Raw genomic sequence first — 13971 nt, forward strand, 5'->3', positions numbered from 1 at the left:
AGCACTCGTGATTATCACGAGTGCTTTTTTTATAGGAAGTAGGGAAGATAGTAAATTGCGGTTATAACAAAACTAACTGTGACGAGTGAAAGGGTACCCATAATATATGGAGTCAAAACAATTTGAAACGGGCGTATTTCACCAGTTTCAATACCGGTAAAAGTTTTATTCGTTGCATGATCCATATTGTTATTTCTAAAGGTACTCATAATAATTAACCAAGTAATTGCAAATATTGCTAGACTGCCAAGGAAAAAGCTCTCCAAAAATGACCAGCCGACCATTTTTGAAAAAAGATAAATAATAGCTAATTCTACTACAATTGTTAAACTAATTTTCAATCCCTTCATATTTTCCCCCCTCATTTCGTACTTCCAACCAATTTGAAAATTTTTCGCATGATACAACATGCAGTACGCAAGGTGATTTTACTTCTTTCTCCAAAGCAGCGTGTATGTCTGGAAATTGTTTTTCCACATGTAATGAAATGTAAGGTAGTTTCTCTTGTGCTTTTAAAGAGCGAATGTTATTCGTTTTAGCACCGGCAAATACGTATGTAAGTTGCAAGTCTAAAAAAGCGATTTTAAAGATCTCTTTTTTAGCAGATTCGTTATATCCTCTTCCCCAATATTGATAGCCGAGCCAACTTCCAATATGTGAGTGCTTTTGTTCGTAATTAATATGTTTAAGTGTCGTGAGGCCAATTATTTCATTTTCCTCACTTACAATCACTCTTGATAAGGAGTGCTTTTTTCGTTCCTCTTCAATTGCAAAAAGAATGAATGTTTTTGTATCTTCTACTGATTCTACTTTTAGCCCTAATGCATTTTTTACATGTGGATTGCTTGATAGCTCAAAAAGCACATTTGCATATCGTAAATCGAGTGGTAATAAAGTAACTTGCTTCATCATCTATGCTCCTTTTCTATTAAATATATCATAAATTGATGAGAATATTCAGATTTTAATAAAGTCGATAGAGAAAAATTATGTTTTTACTTCTGAAATAGACAACCTCTGCATATGGTTGTACAAATATATTCTTTTTCAGAATAAGGAAGTAGTAACTGTTATGGGAGAAGGTGGGAGAATGAAACAGTGGCTAGCGGCAATGGAAACATCCGTGCTTGTTATGGGGTTACTTCGGTTGTTTTCAGGAAGCGCGGAAATATTCGCCGCTTTGCTTATGCTTTACGTGAATGATGCGAAGAAAGCATTGTTTATAAATGGTATGTTGGCGTTTGTTGGACCGACCGTATTAATTTTAACAATGACAATTGGCATAGCGAGTGTAGCAAGTGAGATTTCTTTCTTGAAATTCTTTTTTCTAGCACTTGGAATTGGCTGCATTTTTATCGCGTTGTTGAAATAGTAAGTCGAGTATAGTGGGGAGAAGCTTATGAAAGAAGTATTAGAAGTTTTACCGAAAACGATGAGACAGTTAGTTGAAGGCTGTAAACAATACGATACTCTAGAGGAAATTCGTGTTCGAATTGGAAGGCCACTAGAGTGTATCGCACATGGAGAAGTGTTTTTCTATGACTATATCGCTACAGCGGAAGATGCAATCCATTTATTGAATAAATTAAGTCAATTCTCAATTTATACGATGGAAGAGGAATTGAAACGTGGATATGTGACACTACGAGGAGGACATAGAATTGGCCTAGCTGGAAAAGTCATTACAGAAAAAAGTGCAGTGAAAATGATTCGGGATGTCTCTTCTTTTAATATTCGTATTGCCCGTCAAAAAATAGGGATTGCTGAGCCGCTTCTGCCATATCTTTATGAATCACGATGGTTAAACACGATGGTAATAGGCCCACCGCAAACGGGGAAAACAACACTTTTAAGAGATGTAGCACGCTGTATGAGTCAGGGTGTAAGTGCTTCGAAAATTCCTTCATGTAAAGTGGGAATTGTTGATGAACGATCAGAAATTGCGGGCTGTGTGAAAGGAATCCCGCAATATGACTTTGGCGTGCGAGTAGATGTATTAGACGCTTGTCCAAAAGCTGAAGGAATGATGATGATGATTCGTTCTATGAGCCCAGACATACTAATCGTAGATGAAATTGGACGTAAAGAAGATAGTGAAGCGATTATGGAGGCGGTACATGCAGGTGTTCAGCTTTTTATAAGTGCACATGGATTTTCTTATGATGATGTTGTGAAACGTCCATCGTTACAGGCGGTGCTGGAACTTGGTGTATTTGATAGGTTTGTGGAATTATCAAAAGCGAGAGGGCCAGGAACGGTTATGCAAGTGAAAGATAGAGATGGAAAACCAGTATTACCTCATAGAAAGGCTCAAGGCGTATGGTGAAAATATTTGGTGCGGTATTAATAGTTGCTGTTAGCACTTTTTTCGGATTTTCATACGCTAAAAGGTACAGTGAGAGACCGCGGCAACTTAGGTTATTGAAGGCAGCATTGCAATCATTAGAAGCTGAAATTATGTATGGACACACGCCGTTATCTGAGGCTGCAGAGCGTTTAGTCAAACAAATGCCGAAGCCGTTAAATTGGATATTTCAAAGCTTTTCGAAACGGCTAGAGGACGGGGAGCAAACAGTTAGAGAAGCTTGGATTGATAGTTTGAAGGAGAACTGGACGTTAACGGCGTTTAAACAAACCGAGTATGAAATCTTACAACAATTTGGTGAAACACTTGGACAACATGATCGTGAATCACAGCAAAAACATATTCGCTTATGTATTACACATTTGGAGAGAGAAGAAGGAGAAGCGAAAGCATTACAACTACAATATGAAAAAATGATAAAGAGTTTAGGGGTACTAGCAGGGCTACTTATCGTAATTTTACTGCTATAGGGGGGAGAAAGGCGATGTCCATTGATGTTGGATTAATATTTCAAATCGCCGGAATCGGCATTGTTTTAGCTTTCATTCATACTGTACTAAAAGAATTAAAGCGAGAGGATATTGCAAATTGGGTTATCCTTGTCGGTTTTGTCGTTATTTTGTTTCATGTTGCATTTTTAATTAATACTCTATTCGACAAGATTAAAAGTGTCTTTCTCTTCCAGTAAAGGAGGCGGTTCGAATCGAAATTATACAAATTGTCGGATTAGGCCTCGTTGCTACATTTTTAGCTGCTGTTTTAAATCAGCATAAGTCTAGTATTACATCGTTATTTATTGTGTTCATTGGTAGCATGATGTTTCTTCTCTTAATCGATCAAATTCATTCTATTTTACAAATGATTGAGAGAGTGGCGAGTGAAGCGAAGGTTAGCAACGTATATGTAGAAACGCTATTGAAAATTATAGGGATTGCTTATATCGCTGAGTTTGGTGCGCAAATTACAAAGGATGCTGGTCAAGGTGCAATCGCTTCGAAAATTGAATTAGCTGGGAAAATCTTAATTCTCGTCATGGCAATTCCTATTTTGACGGTTGTAATTGAAACAATTCTCGGTTTTTTACCTACGGGATAAGGGGGAGTGAATGTTGAGGAAGTTTGGAGCTAAGCTATTATTTGCTTGCTTCCTTTTCTTTTCTTTACCGATTGTTGTACAAGCTTCTCCTATAGAAACAAACGTCGTTGATCAACAATTGGATAAGCTCGGAATTGAAGATGTGAAGCAATTTTGGGACGGGCTTGTTACAAAGTATGGAGGCTATTTACCAGAGAGTCAAAAAGGAAGCTTTATGGAGTTTGTAAAGGGAGAAAAAGAGTTCTCCATAAAAGAGTGGATGATAGGTCTACTAAAATATTTATTTCATGAGCTTGTTGCAAATGGAAAGTTACTTGGAACGCTCATTATGCTCACGATTTTCAGTGCATTGTTGCAATCGTTACAATCTGCTTTTTCAAAGAGTAGCGTGAGTAAAATCGCTGATGCAGTCGTATACATGGTACTTATTATTTTCGCTTTAAATAGTTTTTATGTCGTCATGACATATGCAAGAGAGACGATACAAACAATGGTAGATTTCATACTAGCGTTATTACCAATTTTACTTGCACTCATAGCAACAGGCGGCGGTGTTGTTTCTGTATCGTTTTTTCATCCAATCATCATTTTCTTAATGAATACGAGTGGGCTTCTTATGAACTATATCGTTCTACCACTTTTATTACTTGCAACTATATTAAGTATTGTAAGTACGATGAGTGATCAATATAAAGTTACGAAATTGTCCAAGCTTTTGCAAAACGTTAGTGTTGGGATTATTGGTATCTTTTTGACGGTTTTTTTAGGCGTATTATCTGTTCAGGGAACAGCGTCAGCCGTTGCTGATGGTATAGCTGTGAAAACGGCTAAATTTGTAACAGGAAACTTCATTCCTGTAGTAGGAAGGATGTTTACTGAGGCGGCGGATACTGTTATTAGTGCATCTGGATTATTAAAAAACACAGTAGGAATTATCGGGCTCGTTATTTTATGCTTAATTGTCGCTTTCCCAGCGATTCAAATTTTTTGTATCGCGTTTATTTATAAATTCGCAGCAGCAGTATTGCAACCAGTAGGCGGAGGAGCAATTATTCAATGTTTAGATATCATTGGACGAAGTATCATTTACGTATTTGCTTGCTTAGCTATCGTATCATTTATGTTCTTTTTAAGTATCACAATTATTATTGCTGCCGGGAACATTACTCTCATGATGCGGTAGGAGGTGAAGAGTATGCAATTTGTTACAGAGTGGATTAGAAATATTATCGTTTTTTTACTCTTAGCGACAATGCTTCATCTTATTCTTCCAAATTCAAATTTGCAAAAGTACGTTAAATTCGTTGTAAGTCTATTGTTAGTCGTATTAATTTTAACGCCTCTATTTAAGTTGTTACAAACAGATGTAAATGAAGTTATCGCAAATTTCAATGAAGAAAAGTACGTAGCAGATGGATCTGTAAAAAATTCGATAGATTCGAAGAAAAAAGAAATACAAGCTCTAACACGTGCATATAGTTTAGAAGAGATGGCTACCAAAATGAAAAAAGACGTAGGAAAAGAGTTTGAGAAAAAGTATGGTATGACAGTCTCTGGAATACAAATAGTCGCAGTGGAGCATGCAGGAGAAGTAAAGTCAGCGAAAGATATTCAATCTGTTGTTGTGACGTTGAAAGAAAAAGAACGTAGTAATAATGATGCAATCGAAACAGTAAAGCCCATTGAAATTAATATGAAAGAACCTCCAAAAAAAATAGAAGAAACGAATGTAGAAATGAAAGATTTCTTTTCAAGCAGGTGGCAACTAGAGGATAAACAAATCCAAGTTCAGATGGAAGGGAGGACAGGTAGCGTAAATGGACAATAAAGATAAAAATTCGAGGTTCTCATTTTTTCGAAACTTATTAAATGGGGATGGAAAAGAAAGTAATGAGAAGGGGAAAAAGGTAACACCTAAGTTTTTGCTTGTCCTACTCATACTTGGGATTGCGCTTATGTTTTCTAGTAATTTCTTAGCACCTAAAAAAGAAGAAGTGCCTGTGTTTAAAGAAAAGACAAGTCAAAGCCAAGATAAAGATGTACCAACTTTCGGTCAAAAAAACAATGATAATATGTCAAATGTAGAAAAATACGAAAAAGCGTATGAACAAGAATTGAAAGCTTCTTTAGAAGAGATAGCCGGAGTAAAAGATGTAACTATTAAAGTGAACTTAGATTCATCTGAAGAAAAAATACTTGAGAAAAATACAGTAAAACGTTCACAAACGACAGGTGAAACTGATAAAGCAGGCGGGAAAAGGGAAGTAGAAGACGAGTCTCTTGATGAAAAGACAGTCATTATACGTGAAGGTGATAAAGAAACTCCAATTGTTTTGCGAACAGAGAAACCGAAAGTACGAGGTGTTCTGGTCGTAGCAAAGGGAGTGGATAATATACAAATAAAAGCAATGGTAAAAGAAGCTGTGACGCGATTATTAGATGTACCAGCTCATCGCGTTTCAGTATCACCGAAAAATTGATAGGGAGGAAATAAAGTGTTAAAAAAACAAACGGTTTGGCTATTAACGATGTTAAGTTTAGTGGTTGTACTATCTGTTTATTACGTAACAACTCCTGATAAAATGAATACAGCAGCACCGGCAACGGGTGAAAAGATGGGACAAGAAAAGCAAGGTGTTGATAAAGCAGTTACAAAAGAAACAACGAAAGAAACTACAAATAAAGAGACAACAAAAGAAAATACAAGCAAGGAAACTACAAATAAAGAAACAGACAAAAAAGAGAATGACAAAAAAGAAACAAGTAAAAAAGAGGCTAGTGTAACAGTTCAATCAAGCGATGAGAATTTTACAGCGCTACGTATGCAAATGGAAGATCAGCGTAGTGTAGAGAAAGAAAAGTTACAAAATGTAATGAAGTCATCAAAATCTTCAGCAGAAGAAAAGAGTAAAGCGAAAGATAATCTTGATGCCATCACTACGATGGAAACGAAGCAACAATTACTTGAGACAGTGATTAAATCTCAAGGTGGATATAAAGATGCTCTTGTAAGAGCTGATGGAACGGACATTAAAGTAACAGTTAAATCGGCAAAGCATTCACAAAAAGAAGCGAATAAAATTATTCAGCTTGTAAGAAGTGAAGGTGGTCCAAAAGATGTAGGTGTGAAATTTGATCCATCAGTAAAATAAATTATAATAGGTGTTGCTGCTTCAAATTAGATAAAAGAATAATAGAAAAAAGCTATCGTTTTCGATAGCTTTTTTCTATTTCATCTTTGCAGTTGTATTTAGTATTTTCAATTGGAAACGGGGAAATACGCTGTGAGTAAAAGATTAATGGTTCGTGATGATGGTGATTAGTTTTTCCAGATTTGACGTGAATGAAGAGGACCAATGTCCAAATCACTACGGCAGGCAAGAACAGGATGAGCCATATCATATGTCCGCACCTCACTACAATAAATTTGCTACACTTTGAACATACTATTCTTTTATGAAGGAAGAATGAACGGCGCGTAAACAAAAAAATAATATTTGGTAAAAATATGTTTTTTTACCGTAGATAAAATGAAGAATTCTGAGGGAATTACGTTTTTACACTTTGCAGTTTTGAAAAAGTAAAGAATGTTTTTTAGGAAGTGGTCTTGCCAATTTTGTGTGAAACTTGGTATTATTACTAGGTAATAATTTTTTTGGTGGAATAATATTTTTACAGGAGTTTCGATTTATAATAAAGAAATATAAATTGGAATGTTTAAAAAATTTAGCGTAAGATGGGAATAGTAAATATTTCTATTAGTAAATGTCATAGGAATAAATTTTCTAATAGAATACATCGTATTTTTACAGTAAATCAGTTTGATGCCAATCTGTAAAAACGGGACAAACAAGAGTATGGGAGTGGATTTTACATGTTTAAAATTCAAGAAGTTCGTGAATTAATTAAATTAATTGATAGCTCTAATATTGATGAATTTGAATACAAAAAAGACGGTACAGCAATCAAAATGAAAAAACGTGGTAATGAAGTTGTTGCTGTGCAAGCACCGGTAACGAAACAGGTAGTACAACCAGCAGCATCTGTTGAAGTAGAAACAACAGTAGCGGCAGCGCAAGTAGAAGTGCAAAAACAAGAAGAGAAGAAAGTTGTTCAAGATGAAAACCTACATAAAATCACATCACCGATGGTAGGGACATTTTATTCCTCTTCTTCGCCTGATACACCTCAATATGTAAGTGTTGGGGACAGAGTATCGAAAGATTCTATCGTATGTATTGTTGAAGCTATGAAATTATTTAACGAAATTGACGCAGATGTAGAGGGCGAAATTGTTGAAATTCTTGTTAATAACGGACAGCTTGTTGAGTATGGACAACCGCTATTTCTTGTAAAAGCGTAATAAGGGAGTCTTTGTGATGATAAAAAAAGTATTAATAGCCAATCGTGGGGAAATTGCTGTACGAATTATTCGTGCTTGTAAAGAAATGGATATTGAAACAGTTGCAATTTATTCAGAAGCAGACAAAGAGTCACTTCATGTGCAAATTGCAGATGAAGCGTATTGTGTTGGACCAACGATTTCAAAAGAAAGCTATTTAAATTTGACGAACATTATTAGTGTTGCGAAATTAACAGGTTGTGATGCAATTCATCCGGGATATGGATTTTTAGCAGAGAATGCAGATTTTGCAGAATTATGCCGTGAGTGTAACTTGATTTTTATCGGTCCAAGCCCAGAAGCCATTTCAAAGATGGGCACAAAAGACGTTGCACGTGATACAATGAAAGAAGCAGGGGTTCCGATTGTACCAGGTTCACAAGGGATTATTAAAAATACCGAAGAAGCGATCGAGCTTGCTAATCAACTTGGATATCCAGTTATCATTAAAGCGACTGCAGGTGGCGGCGGAAAAGGTATTCGTGTTGCGCGCCATGAAGAAGAGCTTGTAAAAGGAATTCAAATTACACAGCAAGAAGCCAGTACCGCTTTTGGGAACCCTGGTGTATACTTGGAGAAGTACGTTGAAGATTTCCGCCATGTTGAGATTCAAATAATGGCAGATACACATGGAAATGCCATTCATTTAGGAGAGCGTGATTGTACAATTCAGCGCCGTCTGCAAAAACTATTAGAAGAAAGTCCATCACCTGCACTTGATGAGAATATTCGCAAGCAAATGGGTGAAGCAGCAGTTAAAGCGGCGGTAGCGGTTGATTATACAGGTGCTGGTACGGTTGAGTTTATTTATGAATATAAAACGAAAAGCTTTTATTTCATGGAGATGAATACGAGAATCCAAGTTGAACATCCAGTTACTGAAATGGTAACAGGGATGGATCTAATTAAAGAACAAATTCTTGTTGCTTCTGGAGAAAAGTTATCGTTACAGCAAGAAGAAGTACAATTTAATGGTTGGGCAATGGAATGTCGAATTAATGCGGAAAACCCTGCCAAAAAATTTATGCCATCTCCAGGTAAAGTAGAAATGTACTTACCACCGGGCGGATTTGGTATTCGCGTCGATTCAGCTGTATATCCGGGATATTCAATACCACCTTTCTATGATTCGATGGTTGCTAAATTAATTGTTCACGGAAAAACACGTGAAGAGGCAATTGCAAAAATGAAGCGAGCGCTCAGTGAGTTTGTCATTGAAGGCGTACATACAACAATCCCGTTCCATTTGCAATTGCTAGAGCATCCTGATTTTGTAAAAGGTGAGTTTAACACGAAATTTTTGGAAGAGCATGAACTTGTGACGCAGTGATACATTAAAGGAGGTTTTTTTCATGGCTGAACATATGTTAGATATGGGTCAAGATACAACTCTTGGAAAAGTAGAAATTGCACCAGAAGTAATCGAAGTAATTGCGGGTATTGCAGCTGCTGAAGTAGAAGGTGTAGCGGCAATGCGTGGTAATTTTGCTACAGATGTTGTTGAGAAGTTAGGTAAGAAAAATCATGGTAAAGGTGTAAAGGTTGAATTAGCAAACGAAGATATTATTGTTGACCTTTATGTTGTGATGTATTTTGGTGTAGCAATTCCGGTTGTTGCACAAAAAATTCAAGACAATATTCGCCAAGCACTCTTTACAATGACAGGACTTGAGCCAAAAGAAGTGAACGTTCACATCGTTGGCGTAACATTCGAAACACAAAAAACAGAAATCGAACCAGTGTAAGAGTGGAAAAAGGTGCCTAGTAAAATAGGCATCTTTTTTATCGTTTCATTTCTTCACAAATTAAAATCCTCTAATTATTATACTATTTCAAAAAAAAAGAAAAATAAAACGGTATGTTTCATTTTTCCAAAAAACGTACATTGTGATAAGATATGGAACTTGAAGTTAATCTTTTTATTATTTTTCAGCCTTGTACCCCGTGTGTGAAACGATAAATTGTGTTATTATCATTGTATTATAAGGTTGGAAAATCAATGAAAACTGCAAGAGTAAGTGAATTGACGGCTTATAAATTATAATAATATAACAAAACATAAGGAAAGACTTGAAGTATAAAGGAGAGTTACAATGAAACGTAGGACGGCTAGAGAAAGAGCAATGCAAGCATTATACCAAATGGATATTACAGGTGAATTAGAACCGAAAGTAGCGGTGGAAAATACGCTAGATGAAGGCGAAGAAACAAATGAGTTTCTAGAATCACTTGTTGTAGGATTTGTAGACAACAAAGAAGAGATTGACGCAGCAATTCGTCAAAATTTAAAAAAGTGGAAGCTTGAGCGTATTAGTATTGTTGATCGCAGTATTTTACGTGTAGCTGTGTGTGAGATGAGATACATGGAAGAAATTCCGCACAATGTAACAATTAACGAAGCAATTGAAATCGCAAAAACATTTGGGGATGAGGAATCTCGTCGTTTTATTAACGGCGTTTTATCTAATATAAAAGATACACTGTAATTTCTTTAAGGGGGAAACTTAAAATGGTAGCAGTAATCATCAAAGGAAATGAAGTTGCGGAGAAAAAACGAGCACAATTAAAAGAAAAAGTTGTGAAGTTAAAAGAGCAAGGGATTGTACCAGGATTAGCAGTTATTTTAGTTGGAGAAGATCCAGCATCGCGTTCTTATGTAAAAGGAAAAGAAAAAGGTTGTGAGCACGTAGGAATCTATTCAGAGCTAATTGAACTTCCTGAAACGATTACTGAGGAGCGTTTGCTTGCTGAAATCGATCGCTTAAATGGAGACGACCGCATTAATGGCATATTGGTACAATTACCTTTACCAAAACACATTGAAGAAAAAGCTATCATTGAAAGAATTTCACCGGAAAAGGATGTAGATGGATTTCACCCAATCAGCGTAGGACGTATGATGACGGGACAAGACACATTCCTTCCATGTACACCGCATGGCATTTTAGAATTAGTAAAAGAAACGAATCTTGATATTTCTGGAAAGCATGTTGTTGTAATTGGAAGAAGTAATATTGTTGGTAAACCAGTGGGGCAACTGTTTTTAAATGAAAATGCAACTGTCACATATTGTCATTCTAAGACGCAAAATATAAAAGAATTATCGAAGTTAGCTGATATTTTAATCGTAGCCGTTGGACGACCGAAAATGGTAACAGCTGACTATATTAAAGAGGGTGCGGTTGTAATTGATGTTGGTGTTAACCGTTTAGAAACAGGCAAACTTTGTGGTGATGTTGATTTTGACAATGTATTAGACGTTGCAGGTTACATTACGCCTGTGCCAAAAGGAGTCGGCCCAATGACTATTACAATGCTTCTTCACAACACTGTGGAGTCTGCAAAGCGTGCAGGTGTTGTTTGTCAATAATTTGAATCGGCTATGAGGAGAGAGAAATGGAGAAACAATATTTAACCGTTACAGCGTTAACACGCTATATTAAAACAAAAATAGAGTATGATCCGCATTTACAGTCTGTTTGGTTAAAAGGAGAAATTTCCAACTTTAAATATCATAGTCGTGGTCATATGTATTTTACATTGAAAGATGAAAATGCAAGAATTGCAGCGGTTATGTTTGCGGGTCATAATCGTAACATTAAATTCAGACCGGAAAATGGAATGAAAGTACTTGTAAAAGGAAAGATTTCTGTTTATGAGGCGAGTGGTTCTTATCAAATTTATATTCAAGACATGCAGCCTGACGGAATTGGAAACTTGCATTTAGCTTATGAGCAATTAAAAGTTCGTTTAGAGGAAGAGGGCTTGTTTTCTCAAGTTTATAAAAAAATAATTCCTCCGTATGCTAAAACAATAGGTGTAATCACGTCGCCAACAGGAGCAGCAATTCGCGATATTATAACAACAATTAAACGTCGTTATCCGATTGGAAATGTTATTGTGTTTCCTGTACTTGTACAAGGGGAGTCAGCAGCTCCCTCGATTGTACAAGCAATTCGTACAGCGAATGAAATGGGAGATATTGATGTTTTAATTGTTGGACGTGGTGGAGGCTCTATTGAAGAATTATGGGCCTTTAATGAGGAAATAGTTGCAAGAGAAATTTTCACAAGTGAGATTCCGATTATTTCGGCTGTAGGCCATGAAACAGATTTTACAATCGCAGATTTTGTCGCGGATTTACGTGCACCAACACCGACTGCAGCAGCTGAGCTGGCGGTACCTAATACTATAGAGTTACAAGAAAAGGTATTACAAAGAACTCTGAGATTGCAAAGAGCAATGAGAGAAAGAGTACATAAAAAAGAAGAAAAGCTGCAAGTGTTACAAAAATCTTATGCGTTCCGTTATCCAAGGCAAGTGTACGAGCAAAAAGAAGAGCAGTTAGACAGGGCTCTTGAACAACTTGTTTTAGCGAAAGAGCGTTATATAGATAAAAAAGTAAATCAATTAAAGCAACTTTCATTTTATTTAGAAAAGCACCACCCATCTCAAAAAATTATACAAACGAAAACGGCAATTGAAACGTTGCAAAAGCAGTTGCAACGTGAAATGCAAACATTACTTCAAACGAAGGAGTTCGTATTTGTGAGAGCGGCTCAAAAGCTTGAGGTATTAAGCCCGCTTAAAGTAATGATGAGAGGGTATGGGCTTGTATACGATGAAGAGAAACAAGTATTAAAAAGCGTGAAAGATGTTAGCCTTGGAGATGCTGTTTCGGTTCAATTACAAGATGGAATACTAGATTGTAGCGTATCAAGCATAGAGGAGCGTGAATTGAATAATGGAAAATAAGTTAAGCTTTGAAGAAGCAATTTCGCAGCTTGAGCATCTCGTTTCTAAGCTTGAACAAGGTGATGTACCTTTAGAAGAAGCAATTTCTTATTTTAAGGAAGGCATGGAATTATCTAAGCTTTGTGATGAGAAATTGAAAGATGTACAAGAACAAATGGCAGTTATCCTTGGGGAAGATGGAGAGCTTAAACCGTTTACTGCTTTAGGAGATGAAGCATAGTGACACATATAGCTTTTGATGCTTTTTTGAAAGAGAGTAAAACTTTCGTAGAAGAAAAGCTTGTAAGCTATGCAAATGAATTACAATGTCCAAATGTGCTTCGTGAAGCGATGGCATATTCTTTGGAAGCGGGTGGGAAACGTCTCCGCCCGTTACTTTTATTTGCAACGTTACAAGCGTTTGGGAAAGAAAGAAATCTTGGAGTGGGTGCAGCTTGTGCCCTTGAAATGATTCATACATATTCGTTAATTCATGATGATTTACCTTGTATGGATGATGATGATCTAAGACGAGGAAAGCCTACAAATCATAAAGTATTTGGTGAAGCAATGGCAGTTTTAGCGGGAGATGGTTTGTTGACATATGCTTTTCAAGTTATTATGGCATATGAGCAAAAAGAAATCTCTGCTGAAAAAAAAGTAAGACTTGTACTTGAGCTTGCGAAAGCAGCAGGACCTGAAGGAATGGTTGCTGGACAAGTGGCAGATATGGAAGCTGAAGGAAAACGACTTACAATTAATGAATTAGAGTACATCCATAATCATAAGACAGGTAAACTGCTTGAGTTTGCTGTACTTGCAGGAGCGATACTTTCTGATGCTACAGAAGAGCAAGAAGAGAAGTTACTTGCATTTGCGAAATATATCGGTCTAGCTTTCCAAATTAGAGATGATATTTTGGATGTAGAAGGAACAGAAGAAGAGATTGGAAAACCGATTGGTAGTGATGCTTCCAACGAGAAGAGCACATATACGACGTTATTTACTGTAGATAGAGCAAAATCTATTTTAGAGGAGAAAATTGCAAAAGCAAAAGATTCTATTAGCTCCTTACAATTACAAGATGAATATTTACTATCTATTTGTGATTTAATCGCAAAACGTAATAACTAATATAACAGCGTTTCCATTTGTTGAGTCATTCATCATTTTATGATATAAATGTAGGAAAAGGTTTTTCTTTTCTTGTTATTGGCAAAAATATATGTAGATTACATTGCCGTTATCACTTCGTGTTAGCGGCTATTTTTTTCATCACGTAAAGAAATATGATGTATAATATGATAAGTGAAAAAATGGAAGTGTTTTCTGAAAGCAGGACAAGATAAAAAGAATAGAAAAGATAATTTCTTGT

Annotated in this window: 20 protein-coding genes; 17 read left to right on the forward strand and 3 right to left on the reverse strand. The window is 36.2% G+C overall.

The genetic code is table 11. The annotated features are described in order from the left end of the window. Positions 1–29 precede the first annotated feature (29 nt). Both MR155_RS01710 and MR155_RS01715 read right to left on the reverse strand, forming a co-directional pair. On the reverse strand, positions 30–350 hold the full coding sequence (locus MR155_RS01710; RefSeq protein WP_002138295.1) for a hypothetical protein: 321 nt from the start codon (positions 348–350) through the stop codon (positions 30–32). Further along, on the reverse strand, positions 331–912 hold the full coding sequence (locus MR155_RS01715; protein ID WP_113935558.1) for a GNAT family N-acetyltransferase: 582 nt from the start codon (positions 910–912) through the stop codon (positions 331–333). Before MR155_RS01715 ends, MR155_RS01710 begins: the two co-directional genes overlap by 20 nt. A gap of 178 nt (positions 913–1090) precedes the next feature. On the opposite strand from MR155_RS01715, the gene MR155_RS01720 reads away from it, so the two are divergent. The 9 genes from MR155_RS01720 to MR155_RS01760 are packed head-to-tail and all read left to right on the forward strand — an operon-like array spanning position 1091 to position 6612. After that, positions 1091–1372: a YqhV family protein gene (locus MR155_RS01720; protein WP_113935785.1), complete on the forward strand. Its 282-nt coding sequence runs from the start codon at positions 1091–1093 to the stop codon at positions 1370–1372. Positions 1373–1399: 27 nt separating this feature from the next. Then, entirely contained in the window at positions 1400–2326 is a 927-nt protein-coding gene (gene spoIIIAA / locus MR155_RS01725) for a stage III sporulation protein AA (RefSeq protein ID WP_113935557.1), read from the forward strand. After that, positions 2320–2835, forward strand: coding sequence for a stage III sporulation protein SpoIIIAB (gene spoIIIAB, locus MR155_RS01730; RefSeq protein ID WP_002088574.1), 516 nt, complete (start codon positions 2320–2322; stop codon positions 2833–2835). Before spoIIIAA ends, spoIIIAB begins: the two co-directional genes overlap by 7 nt. Before the next feature lie 14 nt (positions 2836–2849). Continuing rightward, positions 2850–3053, forward strand: coding sequence for a stage III sporulation protein AC (gene spoIIIAC, locus MR155_RS01735; protein WP_000020914.1), 204 nt, complete (start codon positions 2850–2852; stop codon positions 3051–3053). Positions 3054–3076: 23 nt separating this feature from the next. Beyond that, positions 3077–3460, forward strand: a complete 384-nt coding sequence (gene spoIIIAD, locus MR155_RS01740) for a stage III sporulation protein AD (RefSeq protein ID WP_078172833.1) — start codon at positions 3077–3079, stop codon at positions 3458–3460. Positions 3461–3470: 10 nt separating this feature from the next. After that, positions 3471–4643, forward strand: a complete 1173-nt coding sequence (spoIIIAE, locus tag MR155_RS01745) for a stage III sporulation protein AE (RefSeq protein WP_002033983.1) — start codon at positions 3471–3473, stop codon at positions 4641–4643. A 12-nt stretch (positions 4644–4655) separates the two neighbouring features. After that, on the forward strand, positions 4656–5288 hold the full coding sequence (gene spoIIIAF / locus MR155_RS01750) for a stage III sporulation protein AF (RefSeq protein WP_113935555.1): 633 nt from the start codon (positions 4656–4658) through the stop codon (positions 5286–5288). Then, complete coding sequence (gene spoIIIAG, locus MR155_RS01755) at positions 5278–5940, forward strand: stage III sporulation protein AG (RefSeq protein WP_113935554.1); 663 nt, start codon at positions 5278–5280, stop codon at positions 5938–5940. Before spoIIIAF ends, spoIIIAG begins: the two co-directional genes overlap by 11 nt. 15 nt (positions 5941–5955) lie before the next feature. Continuing rightward, positions 5956–6612 (forward strand): SpoIIIAH-like family protein, encoded by a 657-nt coding sequence (locus MR155_RS01760; protein ID WP_002067104.1) that lies wholly within the window; start codon positions 5956–5958, stop codon positions 6610–6612. Positions 6613–6664: 52 nt separating this feature from the next. Here the strand turns inward: MR155_RS01760 and MR155_RS01765 are convergent, their stop codons facing one another. After that, complete coding sequence (locus MR155_RS01765) at positions 6665–6862, reverse strand: hypothetical protein (protein WP_012261697.1); 198 nt, start codon at positions 6860–6862, stop codon at positions 6665–6667. Positions 6863–7334: 472 nt separating this feature from the next. Here MR155_RS01765 and accB point away from each other — a divergent pair, with 472 nt between their 5' ends. The 8 genes from accB to ispA all read left to right on the forward strand — a co-directional run bounded on the left by accB (position 7335) and on the right by ispA (position 13730). Next, entirely contained in the window at positions 7335–7823 is a 489-nt protein-coding gene (accB, locus tag MR155_RS01770) for an acetyl-CoA carboxylase biotin carboxyl carrier protein (protein WP_002067078.1), read from the forward strand. Positions 7824–7839: 16 nt separating this feature from the next. Next, positions 7840–9192, forward strand: a complete 1353-nt coding sequence (gene accC / locus MR155_RS01775; RefSeq protein WP_002015065.1) for an acetyl-CoA carboxylase biotin carboxylase subunit — start codon at positions 7840–7842, stop codon at positions 9190–9192. 22 nt (positions 9193–9214) lie between these two features. After that, complete coding sequence (locus tag MR155_RS01780; RefSeq protein ID WP_000807630.1) at positions 9215–9607, forward strand: Asp23/Gls24 family envelope stress response protein; 393 nt, start codon at positions 9215–9217, stop codon at positions 9605–9607. Positions 9608–9955: 348 nt separating this feature from the next. Continuing rightward, entirely contained in the window at positions 9956–10348 is a 393-nt protein-coding gene (nusB, locus tag MR155_RS01785) for a N utilization substance protein NusB (RefSeq protein WP_113935553.1), read from the forward strand. A gap of 23 nt (positions 10349–10371) precedes the next feature. After that, on the forward strand, positions 10372–11232 hold the full coding sequence (folD, locus tag MR155_RS01790; protein WP_113935552.1) for a bifunctional methylenetetrahydrofolate dehydrogenase/methenyltetrahydrofolate cyclohydrolase FolD: 861 nt from the start codon (positions 10372–10374) through the stop codon (positions 11230–11232). A gap of 26 nt (positions 11233–11258) precedes the next feature. Next, the gene (gene xseA / locus MR155_RS01795) at positions 11259–12617 is read left to right on the forward strand and encodes an exodeoxyribonuclease VII large subunit (RefSeq protein WP_002192510.1); all 1359 of its coding nucleotides are present in this window, start codon (positions 11259–11261) and stop codon (positions 12615–12617) included. Next, positions 12607–12837, forward strand: a complete 231-nt coding sequence (gene xseB / locus MR155_RS01800) for an exodeoxyribonuclease VII small subunit (RefSeq protein ID WP_000428422.1) — start codon at positions 12607–12609, stop codon at positions 12835–12837. Before xseA ends, xseB begins: the two co-directional genes overlap by 11 nt. Further along, the gene (ispA, locus tag MR155_RS01805; protein ID WP_002015072.1) at positions 12837–13730 is read left to right on the forward strand and encodes a (2E,6E)-farnesyl diphosphate synthase; all 894 of its coding nucleotides are present in this window, start codon (positions 12837–12839) and stop codon (positions 13728–13730) included. The genes xseB and ispA overlap by 1 nt, the downstream gene beginning before the upstream one ends. The last annotated feature ends 241 nt before the right edge of the window (positions 13731–13971 follow it).

It is taken from the genome of Bacillus cereus group sp. BfR-BA-01331 (genome assembly GCF_022663915.1).
In the GTDB taxonomy this organism is placed as follows: domain Bacteria; phylum Bacillota; class Bacilli; order Bacillales; family Bacillaceae_G; genus Bacillus_A; species Bacillus_A mycoides.